Annotated in this window: 8 protein-coding genes; all 8 read left to right on the top strand. The window is 41.5% G+C overall.

Annotated elements, in window-relative coordinates; genetic code table 11:
- Positions 1-49 precede the first annotated feature (49 nt).
- The 8 genes from BLR84_RS16905 to BLR84_RS16940 all read left to right on the top strand — a co-directional run bounded on the left by BLR84_RS16905 (position 50) and on the right by BLR84_RS16940 (position 16,556).
- Positions 50-601, top strand: coding sequence for an RNA polymerase sigma factor (locus BLR84_RS16905; RefSeq protein ID WP_090470485.1), 552 nt, complete (start codon positions 50-52; stop codon positions 599-601).
- A 92-nt stretch (positions 602-693) separates the two neighbouring features.
- A complete protein-coding gene (locus BLR84_RS16910) occupies positions 694-1,788 on the top strand; it encodes a FecR family protein (RefSeq protein ID WP_090470487.1) in 1,095 nt (364 codons plus the stop codon).
- A 183-nt stretch (positions 1,789-1,971) separates the two neighbouring features.
- A complete protein-coding gene (locus BLR84_RS16915) occupies positions 1,972-5,340 on the top strand; it encodes a TonB-dependent receptor (protein WP_090470488.1) in 3,369 nt (1,122 codons plus the stop codon).
- A gap of 4 nt (positions 5,341-5,344) precedes the next feature.
- Positions 5,345-6,829, top strand: coding sequence for a RagB/SusD family nutrient uptake outer membrane protein (locus tag BLR84_RS16920; protein ID WP_090470490.1), 1,485 nt, complete (start codon positions 5,345-5,347; stop codon positions 6,827-6,829).
- 138 nt (positions 6,830-6,967) lie between these two features.
- Complete coding sequence (locus BLR84_RS16925; protein WP_090470493.1) at positions 6,968-9,172, top strand: alpha-N-acetylglucosaminidase; 2,205 nt, start codon at positions 6,968-6,970, stop codon at positions 9,170-9,172.
- Positions 9,172-12,108 carry a beta-galactosidase gene (locus BLR84_RS16930; protein WP_090470495.1) on the top strand — a complete coding sequence of 979 codons (2,937 nt, stop codon included), beginning with the start codon at positions 9,172-9,174 and terminating at the stop codon, positions 12,106-12,108. Before BLR84_RS16925 ends, BLR84_RS16930 begins: the two co-directional genes overlap by 1 nt.
- Before the next feature lie 15 nt (positions 12,109-12,123).
- Entirely contained in the window at positions 12,124-13,251 is a 1,128-nt protein-coding gene (locus BLR84_RS16935) for an acyltransferase family protein (protein ID WP_090470497.1), read from the top strand.
- An 8-nt stretch (positions 13,252-13,259) separates the two neighbouring features.
- Positions 13,260-16,556, top strand: a complete 3,297-nt coding sequence (locus tag BLR84_RS16940; RefSeq protein ID WP_090470500.1) for a GH92 family glycosyl hydrolase — start codon at positions 13,260-13,262, stop codon at positions 16,554-16,556.
- Position 16,557: the final 1 nt, after the last annotated feature.

Below are 16,557 nucleotides of genomic sequence, written 5' to 3' on the forward strand. Positions count from 1 at the left end.
CACATTTGCCTATCAAAAACATTTCTTAATTAATTAAAGCTGTTATTAAATGTCGTCCATTGTGAGTACACAGGAACATATTCGTCGTATTCAGGTTAATGGTGATGAGGCGGCATTTAATGAGCTTTATGGATTGCATGAGCCCAGACTTAACAAATTTGCTTATTCGTTTTTGGGAGATAGGGAAGTGGCGCAAGAGATCGTAAACGATGCATTCTTAAAAATATGGACCGGACGCGGGAATCTGGATACTATAAAGAATTTACAGGTTTATTTATATGTATTGATAAAAAACGCCTGCCTGAACCATTTGCGAAACACCTCTACTAAAAAAATTAAGGAACTTCAGCTTACCGAAACCTATTATTTCCGGTTATCTGTTGATCCGTCTCACTTACTCATCAGCAAGGAGTTGGAGACAAGGGTTTTGAATGCAGTTAATCAATTACCCCCACGTTGCAAGCTCATATTTAAAATGGTTAAGGAAGATGACCTTTCCGTTAATGAAGTGGCTGCCATTCTTGGCCTTTCCAATAAAACCGTTTTTGCTCAGTTAGCCATCGCTATTAAAAAATTAGACGATGCGCTTGGCGGCAAGTAAAACGCTGGCATTCGATTAAATTATCAAAAAAAGTTTTATTTCTTTTAGGAAAAACCAATAGTTGTGTGTCCTTATGATGTATAAAACTTATTATGGGCAAATCCAGGTTTATTGAGTTAATGGCTAAAAGTATGGGCAAAACCGCCACTACAGAAGAATTAGCCGAACTTAACACGTTTCTTGAACAATTTCCGGAATCAAAAAAAATGCACCAGGTTACCGCTGCTTTAAAGGGCAGCACAAAACAACCTGATACTGTAAAGCAAAAAGATATCAGCACAAAGCTTGAAGAGCTTTGGTATAAAATAAAAAGCTCGGACGAGAATTCGAATACTTTTAACAATACAAGTAAGGTAAAATCTTTATTTAATTGGCAGTGGGCGGCCGCAGCTATTTTGGTATTAGGTATAGCTGGGGGCTTACTGTATACCTGGAAACTGCGGCAAGCGGATCAGGCAGCAAAATTAGTCATGCATGAAGTTCGGGTTCCTTTCGGAACAACCCGAAAATTGGTCATGCCTGATGGTACTAAAGTAATGCTGAATGCCGGGAGCACCCTTACGTATCCCGAAACATTCGCAAAAAATACCAGGGATGTTACGCTTAACGGAGAAGGCTTTTTTGAAGTAACCCACAATGCTAAAAAACCTTTTCTGGTACACACCAACACGCTAACTGTAAAAGTACTTGGAACCGTATTTAATGTTAAGGCTTATAATAACGACAAAAATATCGAAACTACCTTGCTCAAGGGTAAAGTACTGGTTGAATTGGAAAACAACCCAGAGAAAAATATAGTACTGTTGCCTAACGAAAAGTTATTAGTGGCTAACAACCAATCCCCAACCCACTCACAGGGGACCGGCAACCTTAAGGAAGCAAAAATAGAATACCAGGTAATTACCCTGCCTGCTGTTAAAGCCGATGAGATCAAAGAAACCGCCTGGCTTGATAACCGGATATTGTTTACTAATGAGCTATTTGAAGATGTAGCTAAACAAATAGAGCGAAAATATAACGTGCAGATTGTGTTTGAAAACCGGGCACTTGAAACCGAGCAAATAAGCGGCCTGTTGGATAAAGAGTCACTGCAAGATGCGCTTCGGATCATTGAAATAACAACCCCATTCAATTACCGCATGGATGGGAAGACAGTTTATTTGTCGAAAAAAGAGAAACAAAATTAATTTAACTAACCCCTAAAACTAACGCGTATGACATTGAAACATTACTTATCAGATTCCTGACATCCAAATAAACAAGGGAAGAGCTGGCACTCCTCCCTGTAAAAACAAATCGGATTTTTATTAACAGAGTAAGGTGTTGTAACACAGTGCTTACTCTATCCATTAATTTTCAAAACAAATGTAATGAAAAAAACAAGAAGGGTATTTCCGCTTCAGGGTGCCCCCGTATGTCTAAAAGTTATTTTGCTGATGAAAGCAGTTTTCCTCCTAATTCTGGTTACATGCATGCAAGTTTCGGCAACAGTGTATTCTCAACAGAAATTTACACTGAGCATTAAGCAAACCGAAGTAAGCAGTATATTAACCAAAATTCAAAAACAGAGTGATTATCGTTTCTTTTACAACTACACCTCCATCAAAAAACTGGGCAAGGTTGATCTGGATGTAAAGGATGCCACGATTGATCAGGTACTAAGCAGCCTTATCGATAATAAACTTTCCTACAAAATGGGTGACGATCATGTAGTGATCATATCCAATCAGGAAGATGCCAGTCGGCAGGCTATAATTAAAGGTAAAGTAGTTGATAAAACCGGCGAACCTTTAATTGGGGTTAGTATTAAGTTACAAGGAACAAATATTGGTGTTACGTCTGATATAAACGGTGCGTTTAGTATTAATGCGCCTGATGACGGTACGCTGGAGCTAACCTATATTGGTTATGCAAAAAAGGTCGTTCCCATTGCCGGCAATAAAAGCTTAACTATTACAATGGATGCATTGCCATCAGCTTTAAATGAGGTTGTGGTGGTTGGTTATGGTACCAGTAAAAAAATTGATATTACCGGTTCTGTGGCCAGCGTTAAAGGTGCCGATCTGCAAAACTTACCCGTAAGTAGTGCCGCTCAGGCGCTGGATGGCCGGGCCAGTGGCGTAAATATTGTACGTAATGATGGTTCACCTGGAGCAGCACCGAGCATCAGGATACGCGGTACAGGTACAGTTAATGATGCCAACCCGCTTATAGTTATTGATGGTATACCTACCAGCAACCCGGATGCGTTAAGCGATATTAACCCTAATGATATTGCCTCTGTTGATATTTTGAAGGATGCTTCTTCGAGTGCTATTTATGGTACCCGTGCTGCAAATGGTGTGGTTTTGGTGACCACAAAAAAAGGTACATACAATCAAAAACTTGCCACCACTGTTAATTTTTACAGTGGTTTTTCTAACTCGACTAAGTATATTAAGTTGTTAACAGCACCTCAGTTGTACCAACTTAAAAGAGAGCGTTATACTAATGACGGAGTTGCTATCGGCGATCCCTGGAATGATTCCTATTATGCCACTCAAAGAACCGATTGGCAGCGGGCTATTATGGGTACAGGGCATGTAACAAATGGTGATGTTAGCATACAGGGTGGTAATGAAGCATCCAACTATTACTTCTCACAGTCGATTTATAATGAGGACGGGATCATCGATAAAACCAATTTTAAACGTTACAGCACCCGCATCAATTCAGAACATAAAATAACACCATGGCTAAAGCTTGGTGAAAACATTCAGTTAACTTATGGAAATCAGAATGGCTTTGATAATTATAGTTCGCAAACGGGCTTAATTTTTTCTGCCCTACGCTTTAATCCTGCCATACCGTTGGTTAATCCGGATGGAACTTATGGCACTTCAAAAGCTTTTGCTAATCAGTTAGGCGATATTAACAGCCCCTATGCCACCATCCAGGAAACAGATAAGTATACCAAAAAATATCGTGCCCTGGCCAATGCGTTTGCTGAAATTACCTTTACAAAAGATCTGAAACTGCGTGTTAATTATGCTTTTGATGGTACCCTGATCCGCAACTATAATTTTAGCATAGCCGATGTAAACCAGGCCAGACAAAACCCTACATCCACCTTAACACAAAGTGAAGAAGAAGTATCCTCTCAATTGCTGGAGTCTTTCCTTACTTATGATAAAGTGTTTGGCAAAAGCCATGTTACCTTTACAGGTGGTTATTCTTATCAAAATTTTAAGGACTTCGGCTTTAATGCTTCAAGGATCGGTTATGATGATACTGCCCTCGACCAAAGGGTACTTAACACAGGTAACCTTCAATACAATTCAAATATAATACCTCAACCATCATCTCTGCAATCGGGTTTCGCGCGATTGTTTTATGATTACGACAGCCGGTTTCTGGCTACGCTTACCTTCCGTGCAGATGGATCATCCAAATTCGCACCCGGCAAACAATGGGGATACTTCCCGGCTTTTTCATTAGGATGGAGGTTATCCAATGAGCAGTTTATTAAAGATATAACCTGGATAAATAATCTTAAATTAACCGGAGGCTACGGCGAATTGGGGAATCAGAATGTTCTTCCTTACCAGTATTTAAGCTCAATAAATATTGGCAGTACTTATGAAAACGGGGGATATGTTTTTGGTGGCACAGGAGTAAGCGGTGCAGCAGTTACCACTTTAGCCAATCCTAATATTACCTGGGAACGGGCTGCTATGACAAATATCAGTTTGGATGCAGGCTTTTTAAATAACAAGCTAAATACAACAATAACCTGGTTTAATAAGAATACCAAAGATATGCTGATATCTCCACCGGTAGTAGGTTCGACTGGATCGGTAGCTATCCCTAATCAAAACATTGGTACCATGAACAATAAGGGTATTGAGGTGGAACTTAATTACCAGGGTGGTGATAAATTAAAGTACTCTATTGGCGCAAATGCTTCGTTTATTAAAAACAAAGTAACCAAACTAAATGGTGCGGGTACTTTTATTCAATCTACATTTTACGGACGCTCAAACCAGGAGATTTCAAGAACTTATCAGGGACAGCCTATAGCATCATTCTACGGTTGGAAAACCAATGGCTTATACCAAACACAGGCTGATATTGATAATGACCCAGCCTTGAAAAATGATCCTCGTAAGGCAAATATTAAACCCGGTGATGTTCGTTTCCTTGATCTGGACGGCAATGGTTTAATTGATGGTAATGACCGTACCACATTGGGTAACCCCAATCCTAATGTAACCGCAGGTATACAGGGTAGCTTATCTTATAAAGGTTTTGATCTGTCGTTAAATTTTACAGGAGTATTTGGTGTAAGCTTGTATAACGCCGATAGGATGCAGGGTATCGATCCTACCTATCCGTTTAACCTGTATGCCGAGGATTTAGGTCGTTGGACAGGTCCGGGAACCAGTAATACTATCCCAAGGTTATCACTTGATCACCCTAACGATAATTACCGTACCTCAGACCTTTTTGTAGAAAACGGCAGCTATTTCAGCCTTAAAAATGCAACGTTAGGTTATACTTTACCTTCAACATGGACTAAAAAGGCGGCGCTAAAAAGCGTAAGATTATACGCTTCCGGCCAGAATGTGTTTATCATCACCAAATACAAAGGTTATACTCCAGAGTTGGGTTACACCAACGGCAACTTACAACGCGGAGTTGATGTGGCGCAATATCCATCGGTACGGACAATTACATTCGGTTTAACAGCTAAACTATAAAATCATGAAATCGAACAAAATATTATATATAGTAATAGCGCTGGCCTTGTTTAATAGTGCCTGTAAAAAAGCGCTCGATCTTAAACAACAAGGGCTTTATACCTCTGATAATTATTTCAGGAATGAAGCCGATGCCGTAAAAGCTGTGAGTGGTATTTACAGCCTTTTAGAAGAAGAGGATTATATTGGTCATGCCGAATCAACATTTGATACCCCATCCGACGATTACTGGCGCTCTGGCGATCATGGTGAGGATGAAGGCATAGAAAACTTAACTTACGATGCCTCAAACGCTGCCATCAGGTATCCGTGGAAATGGAGATACGAAGAGATCAACCGGTCTACCAATTGTATCATTAATATCCCTAAAATTACCGCCATTTCTGCCGATGTTAAAAACCGTAGTATGGGCGAGGCTTATTTTTTAAGAGCCTTTGGTTACTGGCGTTTAATGATTATTCATGGTGATGTACCCATTATCACCGAAGATGACTACTCTAAACAACTATTCAATGTTCCTAAATCGCCTATAGAAGATGTGCGTAAGCAAATTGAATCTGATTTAAAACAGGCTGTTTCTTTACTCCCTGAAAGTTATGGCCCTGCAGACCGGGGGCGTGTAAGTAAAGGAACTGCTCTTGGGTTCTTAACCAAACTATACATGTACTGGGAAAAATTTCCTGAGGCTATAGCTACCGGACAGCAAGTCACATCTAACGCACATTACGCGCTGGCTGCTAATTACCAGGATAATTTTACCCGTGCCAATGAAAACAGTACTGAGCTGCTTTTCTCTATACAAGCATTACAAAGTGTTGTTCAAAATGACTTTACTGTATATTACATCCCAAGACCATGGGGGGGGTATGGCTTTAGCCAGCCATTGCAGGGATTGGCTAACGAATTTGAAAAGAACGATCCAAGAAAAAAGGCGACTTTGTTAGCAGTTGGTGATACAATTGATATTGGCCTGGTTGCAACAAGAACTTCTATATTTACTGCAGATCTTTCTGCAACGGGATTTGCTTTCCGCAAATACGCGGTATTTAATCCTCCCAATGGAGATTTGGATGGTGGTGTTGATCATACTTTCGCGGTACCATTAATGCGCTCTGCTGATATTTATTTATTGGTTGCCGAAGCTTTGATCCGCACTAAAGGGGTGGGCGCCGGTGATGCGCTGATCAACCAGATCAGGCGTCGTGCATCTGCTACTTTACCACCCGTTTCTGGTGCAGGTATGAAAGAGTTGATCCACGAGCGCCGTGTTGAACTGGCTGGTGAAGGCGAACGTCATCAGGATCTGATGCGTTGGGATAAGGACAAGATTGTAGATATTGCTGCGATATACAATCTTCCTATTTCAAAAGCGCCGATAGATCAATCTAAGAATGTCATATTTGTTCGGCCTAAAAATTACTATTTCCCGCTTCCGCAGGTTGAAATTGATAAGAGTAAAGGAGTTTTGGTGCAAAACCCTAACTTTTAAAGGATGATAAAATAAACTACCGGTAATCAGGATAAAAAGTTCTCTTGCAGAATACTTTGTTCTGATTGCCGGTGTTTTATAATTGCCTGGTTACGCTTGCTTTAATATCTTCATAATTTTTATTCAATAAACTATTAAATGAGAAAGTATTTACTTGTACTTGTTGTTATGGCATTTGGCCTTAAAGTTGGTGCCCAGGTTGATCAAAAGGCATCATACGCCTTTATTGAACGGGTTATCCCCGGCAAAAGCAGTTCGTTTATTATAGAAGCTATTCCACAGCAAAATAGTAAAGATGTTTTTGAACTTGACAGCAGGGACGGTAAAATAATATTGAAAGGAAATAATGGCCTGTCTATAGCCTCAGCATTAAACTACTACCTTAAAAATTACTGTTTTTGCGATATCGGCTGGAATGGCACCAATCTTAACCTTCCTGCAACTTTGCCTATGGTTAAGAGCCTGGTGCATAAAACAACGCCATATAAGTACCGTTATTATTTAAATTACTGTACCTACAATTATTCCATGGCCTGGTGGGATTGGGAGCGCTGGCAAAAAGAAATTGACTGGATGGCCCTAAATGGGATTAATCTCCCGTTGGCCATTATCGGTGAAGAAGCGGTTTGGCAAAATGTGTACAAAAGCATGGGCTTTACCGATAAACAACTGGATGAATTTTTTAGTGGCCCCGCTTATTTTGCCTGGTTTTGGATGGGTAACATTGATGCCTGGGGTGGTCCGCTGCCACAGCATTGGATGGACTCCCATAAAGAATTGCAAAAGAAAATACTGGAGCGTGAGCGCTCCTTTGGTATGAAACCTGTGTTGTCATCATTTACAGGTCACGTACCTCCATCATTTAAAGATAAATTCCCCGGTGCCAAGGTTAAAAAAACCAACTGGGATGCCGGTTTTCCCGATGTATATATCCTTGATCCAGACGACCCGATGTTTGAAGCTATCGGTAAAAAATATATAGAGGCACAAACCAAAGAGTTTGGTACAGACCACCTGTACTCTGCCGATACTTTTAATGAAAATGTGCCGCCAACTAATGATTCCACCTACCTGGATGGCATGAGCAAAAAGGTTTTTAATTCCATGGCCGCAGCTGATCCCAAAGCAATTTGGGTGATGCAAGGCTGGATGTTCCATTATAATAATAAATTCTGGCAGCCGCAGCAGATCAAAGCGCTGCTAAATGCCGTACCAAACGAACAAATGATCGTATTGGATCTGTACAGCGATGCTCATCCGGTTTGGAACCGTACCGAAGCCTATTATGGCAAACCCTGGATCTGGAGCATGCTACAAAACTTTGGGGGTAACATCAGTTTATTCGGGCGTATGCGCCACGTAGCTGCCGATCCAGCAGTAGCTCTGCATGATCCCGAATCAGAAAATATGAGAGGCATAGGTGTTACCCCCGAAGGTATCGAACAGAATCCGGCGCTATTTGCGCTTATGCTGGAGAATGTATGGAATGATACCCCGATAGATGCTGATAAATGGCTTGTAAATTATGCTCAAAGACGTTATGGTCAAAGCAACACCCAGATCAACGAGGCGTGGCATATTTTATTAAACACCGTATATTCTGGGGGCTTAACCGAAGGTGGCCCTGAATCTATTATCGTGGCGCGACCAACATTCAAGAAGACCATCGACAGGGTACTAACTAAACTGGACTATGACCCTGCACAATTGTTTAAAGCCTGGAGCCTGTTTGTGAATGCCTCAGATAGCCTGAAACAAAGCGATGGTTTCCAGTATGACCTGGTTGATATTACCAGGCAAGTGCTGGCCAACTATGCAAGTCCGTTGCAGCAAAAAATGGTTTCAGCTTACCAAAGTAAGAATAAAGCAAACTTTAAATTATACAGCACTCAATTTTTACAATTGATGGATGATATGGATGCTTTATTAAGCACCCGAAAAGATTTCCTGTTAGGTAAATGGATCGCTGAGGCAAGAGCAAATGGCATCACCGAAAAAGAAAAGAACCTATATGAATTTAACGCCCGCGATTTGGTTACACTTTGGGGCGATAAGGAAAGCGGTTTGCGAGAATACTCCAACCGTCAATGGGCCGGCTTGATCAAAGGTTATTATAAACCCCGTTGGGAACTGTTTTTTGATCAGCTAAACAAATCGCTTGCATCAGGCAGTAAATTTGATGAACTTACTTTTGACAAACAAGTGAAAGACTTGGAATGGCAATGGGTAAACAAGCACGATGATGCCTATCCGGATGTAGCTAAAGGCAATGCCGTTGATCTTTCAAAACGGTTATTTGAAAAGTATCATACCACCATTCAACAAGCATATACCCAACGGTAATGAGGCGTATTTACTTCATATTATTACTTGCGCTTTGTTGTAACAAGGGTTATAGCCAGGCCATGAATGATCATGTATTTCCGGCCCAGGAATCAGCTAAACCATTTATCAATTTTGATAACAAAGGCTTTTTGATCAACGGCAAACGAACTTTTCTGGCATCGGCAGGAATGGAATATGCGCGCGTGCCCCGGCAACTATGGTACGATAGGCTGTTGCGGTTAAAACGGGCAGGTTTCAATTGCGTGGAAGTATACACCATGTGGAATTTTCACGAACCATTGGAAGGTAAATTCAACTTTAGTGGAGATCATGATCTGAACGCGTTTTTGGCTATGGTTAAAAGCCTGGATATGTTCGCCATTGTTAGGGTAGGCCCATATTATTGTGCCGAATGGGATCTGGGTGGCTATCCGCTGTGGCTTAAGTTTAAACCAGGTTTGCGCGTTCGGGAGGACAATGAAGAGTTTGAAAAATACGTCGACCGTTTTTTTGATAAGTTATTACCCATAGTTTTTAACCAGCAGATCAATAAAGGTGGCCCGGTAATATTGGTGCAGCTGGAAAACGAGCATAATAATGGTTGGGGAACTGTTATACCAGATAATTATTTTAAACGCCTGCAAAGCAAAGCGCTGAGTTTAGGTTTGCAGGTGCCGTACTTTTTTAGCGGCCTGCACCATGCCAGTGATCCTGCGGGCGATGGCACATTGGATGACCCTAAACGCCCTAATCCCTGGTTTTCTACCGAGTTTTGGAGTGTATGGTACTCTCAATACGGCGCAAAGCCAACAGATTCCGCAGTATATGCTCGTCGTACCTGGAAGATAATAGCGCATGGTGGCGGCGGGTATAATTACTACATGGCCCACGGTGGATCGAATTTTGAATATACTAATAACGACGAGGACGCTGCATCATATGATTATGGCTCGGCGGTTGGTCAGGCAGGTGATCTTAGGCCAATATATTATGGCTTTAAACGCGCGGCGCTATTTGCCCGTAGTTTTCAGGATATATTGGAGAATTGTACCGATGCCACCGCTGCTTATAAAGATATTGCTGTAGATAGTAGCCTAAGGGTAACTGCAAGGTCGGCTGATATTGGTGATCTTATATTTTTAGATAATCCAACTAAAAATGTTTTAAAGGCCAGGATTAAGGTTGATGCCGATATACCGGTAACTAATGTAACCATTGCTCCTGGCGAGATCTATCCGTTGGTGCACAATTATACCATCAATAATGTAATAACGCTTAACTGGGCGCTTACACGTATATACGGGCTGGTTAAACAAGGGAATACCACAACCATTTTGGTTGAGGCCAATAAAGAGAATGCTGCACTACTATATTTTAAGGTAAACGGAAAGCCCATTGCGATACAGGGAGCCAAAGGATTTAAAATAACCGATGGCAGTATCAATCTTGCAGCGGCTGTGCAGGTCGGAAGTCCAACGGAATATACATTCGAAGTATCTGGTCAGCGTGTTCGGGTTTTAGTAGGGGATGCATCGGTAATGGATAAAACCTGGATAACCGAGACCGGAGGATTACCGGTTATTGTGAGTGGCGCATCATACCTTGCAGAGATTAACTTGCAAAATAAACAGTTGTCAGCAAAAGCAGAATATCCACTGACGGCAAAAAAAGATGGCCTGGCACACTTATATTTGGAGGGTAAATCAACTTTATTAACTCCTGTATATCAATTGAATAAGCCATTTGTTTCTACTGTAACTTTAACGCCATGGCAAAATAAAAATGCATCGGTTTACGCCTCAACAACTTATGATGATACCAACTGGTTTAGTTCTGTCGATCCGCAACAAATGGGGACTGATAATAACCTGACGGCCGATGCCTGGTATCGGACTACGCTGGATGTCTCATCATCAAGAAAGTATACCATACAGGTTGATGGTGGCGATCGTGCTACCGCGTTTGTCGATGGTAAGAAAGCAGCACAATGGAAAGTCCATGATGGCGAGGTAACATTCGATCTGGAAAAAGGAAAGCATACACTGGCGGTATTTACCGCGCACGATGGCCGTGATAAGTTGGCCGCATATATAGGAGCGATCACAGATGTAGATAAAAAAGGCTTGTCGGGGCAGGTACAACTAAAAAAAGGCGGACCGTTTATTTCCACCACAACTGACTGGTATTTTACAAAAGCCGAAAAAGTCACCGACGTAAGGAGCACAATACCTGTATTTGACACCACCAGCTGGAAAAAATATAAGATTGGCGATGATGTATTTAACAAGCAGGAGGGTTTCGGCTGGTTTCAAACCATTATTCCGGTTCAGGAAGGCAATCCATCTAAATTGACGATCAATTTTAGAAGTGTGGATGAGGATGCTACTGTGTTTATCAATGGCAAACAGGTGGCACAACATAAAGGCTGGAACTCACCTTTTGCTGTGGAGGTTAATGATACGGCTGCGCTTCAAAAACCAATCGTGCTTACCCTGTTCATCGAAAACTATTCTAATGAGGGTGGGATAGATCAACCTGTAAAAATTAATAGTATTGGTGATGGAATGATCTTAAGCGGCTGGAAAATGTTTGGAGGACCTGGAAACCCGGATGCTGTTGAGGGCTGGAATACATTAGTACCAAAAACCTCATTTGCTGGACCGCAGTTTTTCCGGTCGCAGTTTGCCGTGCCGCAATCACCGGGTAAACACTTGATATGGCGCGTTCATACGGATGGCTTAAGCTATGGTTCAGTTTGGGTAAATGGTCATAATTTGGGTCGTTATCCCGAAAAAATTGGCAATATTGGCATGTATATACCGGAGTGCTGGTTGAAGGCGGGTATAAATCAAGTAGTAATTTATGACGAAAATGGTAACCGGCCAGATAAGGTGAGCATCAGATCAGAAAAAGAGGCTGGAAGGGTAACTTACACGCTCCAGGGGAAACTATAACTAAAATTAAGATATATGGCTTTAGCAAAGGATAGGTTTATAACGCTCGATATTTTCAGAGGCATGACCATTTGTTTCATGATCATTGTAAATGCTCCCGGTTCGGGCGCGGTACAATGGGCCCCGCTTGACCATGCTGCATGGTTTGGGTTTACGCCCACCGATCTTGTTTTTCCTTCCTTCCTTTTCGCTGTGGGGAACGCGCTGAGCTTTTCCAAAAATAAATTTGAAAGTAACAGCGCGTTTTTGCGTAAAATAGGCAAACGCACGTTGATCATATTTTTACTGGGTTATTTGATGTACTGGTTTCCATTCTTTCATCGCGAAGCCGGTGGATGGGTGTTTAATCCGTTGGGTAATACCCGTATTATGGGAGTATTACAACGCATCGCACTTTGTTACTTTTTTGGTTCGCTTATAGTACATTATTGCTCAAAGCGTATGGCGGTTATTATCTCCGTTATGCTATTGCTGGGGTACTGGGTATTTTTATTGCTGCTTGGCGAACCCGGAAAAGAGTTGACCATGCTGGGCAATGCCGGTACGCGATTAGATATATTAATTATGGGTAACGCGCATTTATACCACGACAAAGGCGGCCCAATAGCCTTTGATCCCGAAGGTTTGCTGAGTACTTTGCCAGCTATTGTTAACGTTATAGCCGGTTACCTGGCTGGTGCATATATCCAACGCAAAGGTCGTAATTATGAGTCGGTAGCTAAATTGTTGATAGCAGGTGTGTGCTTGATTGGTATAGCATTGTTTTGGGCCCAGTTTTTTCCGCTTGCTAAAAAATTATGGACAAGCACATTTACTTTGCTTACCATCGGTATCGATCTGGTGATCATCGGTGTACTGATCTATGCTATAGAAATAAAGAACATCAAACGAGGTACTAATTTTTTCCTGGTTTTTGGTCGGAATTCGCTGGCGATATACCTGTTGTCGGAGCTGTTATTTACCGTTATTTCGACTGTTTGGGTAAAACCAAATCTGAATTTTTACGATTGGGTGAATCAGGTATTTTATCAGCCACTTTTTCCCGGAGCCTTTGGTACATTGGTTTTCGCGTTGTGTTATATGATGCTTTGCTGGCTTGTAGGTTATGTGATGGACAAAAGAAAGATCTATATAAAAATATAAGTTTACGTATGTATAAAACATCTTTCATAGTAAAAAAGACTGTTTGGCTGTTGCTGTTATTACTTGTCATCACCCTCAATATAAATGCGCAGAGCCGCTCGAATTTATCATACGTAAACCCATTCATTGGTACTACCAAAAGTGGTGTATTGACACATTGGGGTGGCGACGGTGGCACATATCCAGGTGCGGTTGCCCCGGCTGGTTTTATCCAGATTAGCCCGGAAACACGGGTTAAAGGTGCAAACGGTTATGATTATGCCGATTCATCCATTTATTATTTTAGCTGCTTTGGCCATCATAGCGGTTTCCCGGGAGGTTCGGCAGGACGTTTGTTTATTATGCCGGTTGGTGCAGACAAATATTTTGAACCTGGACGGTATAGCAACTGTTTTTCGCACCGCAATGAAGTTGCACGGCCGGGATATTACCAAGTAAAATTCAGTGATAATCATATCATTACTGAGGTCAGCACTTCTATCCGTACAGGAATATTGCGTTTTACATTCCCCGCTAAAACAAAGGCACAGGTTTATATAGGGAATGCAGGAGATATTACCATTGTTTCCGGAAAAGTAATACATGGAGCGGCGCTGAACACAGTGATCAATTTTAGCGAAGCTTTTACCGATAAGAAACCGGTAAAAGGTGGTTATCTGTTTACTTTTAAAACAACAAATACATCGAAGGTTATTGAAGTTAAACTGAGTACTTCAACGATAAGCTTTGCGGGGGCACAAAACAATATTGATAAAGAAATAGCTAAATTAAGCTTTGGAGCCTATGCTACGCGTACTGCCAATGATTGGGCCAAACAACTCTCCACTGTTGATATTACTGATAAAAGCGAGGCTAATAAAACCGTGTTTTATACAGCCCTTTATCATTCTTTGCTGATCCCCTGGGTAATTTCTGATGTGGATGGTAATTATCGTGGTGAGGATGGAGCGGTTCATCACGCTTCGGGTAAGCTCCAGTATGGCGGGTTTTCTCCATGGGATACCTTCCGGTCATTGCATCCGTTGTTAAGTTTGCTGTATCCTGATAAGCAGAACGATGTAGTTTTATCCATGTTGGATATTTATAAGCAAACCGGTCATTTACCTACGGAGAGCATGACGGGCAACCACGCGATACCTATTATTGTGGATGCTTATTTAAAAGGGATTACCGGCTTTGATAAAACATTGGCCTACAAAGCCATGAAAAGTAATATTGTTGATTCGCCTTTTGTACAGAAAGACATGAGCATCTATCACCGGATGGGCTATGTGCCTTATACCAACTCAGAGTCCGTAACCCGAACGGTGGAGTATGCTTATAATGACTGGGCTTTATCTCAGTATGCCAAACAGGTGATGCATAATGAAGTTGATTATCAGCTTTTGCAACAAAGAGGTTTCAATTACCGGAACTTGTTTCATCCTGAGGACTTGTTTTTACTGCCCAGATCAGGTAACGATTTTAAGATCAACCCGGCTATGTCGGGCTATAAGGAGGGCGACAAATGGGTGTATTCATACTTCGTGCCGCACAATGCTAAAGACCTGGTGAACCTGATGGGTAGCGATAACGCATTCTCCGTACGATTGGATTCTGCTTTAAATAATAGTATCATATTATTTGATAATGAAACGGTTATACATCTGCCATATTTGTTTAACGCCGCCGGTAGACCTGATCTGACACAAAAATGGTGCAGAGATATTATGCTGTCCCGATATAAAAACCTACCAGACGGTTTGCCGGGCAATGATGACTTGGGTGCTATGTCAAGCGCTTATATATTTAACGCGATGGGGATATTTCCGGTTAGCCCTGGTAAGCCAGAATATGCTATCGGAGCACCCTTGTTTCAATCCATAACATTGCATTTGCAAAATCATAAAACATGGGTCATTGAGGCTAAAAACCAATCAGCCGGAAATAAATACGTAAGTGCATTAACCGTTAATGGCAAAGCCTACGAACAATTGGTTTTACCTCATGCAACCATTACCGGTGGAGGAGAGATGCAATTTACACTAAACAATAATGCCTATAATAGCTGGCCGACAGATAAAGATCCTATAGTATTATCCGAAACCAAAACCTCGTCGGATATAAAAGTTACTAATTATAGCCTGCAGAAAACCAAGGTTGAACCGAATGAACAGTTATGGCTTCGATTCACGGTCCAAAATAATGGTTCGATTGGCACAACCCATATCAGGGTATACGCTGCTGGAAAAGTGGTCGCTAATAAAAACTATCTTGTTTCGCAGGGAAGTACAATTGCTGATTCTATTAGTTGCAGGTTATATCGCCTTGGGAAAGTAACCGTAGGTTTGGATAGTGCAGGTGGCAGCACCGTTGAGGTTGTTGAATCTGCGCAGCCAGTGAAGTCGCCGTTTGAAATATTTGGCGTCACTATTAAGCCATTGATACATCGAGGCCAGGAACAGCAAATAAATTACATGGTAAAAAACCTGACCGGTAAAGATCAATCATTTGCCATACCTGTAAAACTGAATGATTCTCTTTTATATACCGATCATGTACAGTTGGCACCGGGAGAAAGTAAACCCCAGGCTCACTCATTTGTTGATCAAATAAATGGTGTTAAAAATTTAATAATCAATGATTTAAGGTATATATATAAAGTATTTAGTGATGATAAAGGATCATTACTACTTGACCTTTCGCTTACTGAAAAAGGGAATGATCAAATTATCGGTGATAAGTCTGGATTTGGGAACGACGCAAACATCATTCATCCTAAGACTATTGAATTAGAAAGCGGAAAAATGATATTGCTGGGCGATAATTGTTTTGTAGAAGTACCTAATGCACCAAGCCTGGATAACCTGGGCCAAACCATTACCATGATGGCATGGGTTTATCCCGAAGGGAAAGAAACCGGATTGGTGGATATGTTTACCAAGGGTGATACCCATGTTTTGCAAATGATCGATAATAAAGCCCTTACCTTTTTTGCCGGTGGCTGGGGCCGGGGCGATTGTACCGTAAACCTCCCAACAAACTGGAAACAAAACTGGCACCATATAGCCGGGGTTTGCAGCGGTAATGTGCTGTCTGTTTACATCGACGGTAAATTAGCTGGTACGTCAACAGTAGAAGGTCCGGTGAATCTGTCTGTAGCTAATAAATGGCAAATAGGACGCAATGAAGAGTTTCCGTCAGAACGAATATTTCATGGTTATATGGATGGCATCAAGGTTTTTGCCCAACCATTATCAGCCACTGGTATCCTGGATATTTTTAATAAAGAGCAGGCCCACTATAAAAGTCAGCCCGGAAATTGAA

The organism is Mucilaginibacter sp. OK268 (assembly GCF_900103125.1).
Lineage (GTDB): Bacteria > Bacteroidota > Bacteroidia > Sphingobacteriales > Sphingobacteriaceae > Mucilaginibacter.

Bases quoted from the DNA above. Each gene is read 5' to 3' on its own strand.
- BLR84_RS16905 (WP_090470485.1), top strand. From the start codon at position 50: ATGTCGTCCATTGTGAGTACACAGGAACATATTCGTCGTATTCAGGTT.
- BLR84_RS16940 (WP_090470500.1), top strand. From the start codon at position 13,260: ATGTATAAAACATCTTTCATAGTAAAAAAGACTGTTTGGCTGTTGCTG.
- BLR84_RS16935 (WP_090470497.1), top strand. From the start codon at position 12,124: ATGGCTTTAGCAAAGGATAGGTTTATAACGCTCGATATTTTCAGAGGC.
- BLR84_RS16910 (WP_090470487.1), top strand. From the start codon at position 694: ATGGGCAAATCCAGGTTTATTGAGTTAATGGCTAAAAGTATGGGCAAA.
- BLR84_RS16925 (WP_090470493.1), top strand. From the start codon at position 6,968: ATGAGAAAGTATTTACTTGTACTTGTTGTTATGGCATTTGGCCTTAAA.
- BLR84_RS16930 (WP_090470495.1), top strand. From the start codon at position 9,172: ATGAGGCGTATTTACTTCATATTATTACTTGCGCTTTGTTGTAACAAG.
- BLR84_RS16915 (WP_090470488.1), top strand. From the start codon at position 1,972: ATGAAAAAAACAAGAAGGGTATTTCCGCTTCAGGGTGCCCCCGTATGT.
- BLR84_RS16920 (WP_090470490.1), top strand. From the start codon at position 5,345: ATGAAATCGAACAAAATATTATATATAGTAATAGCGCTGGCCTTGTTT.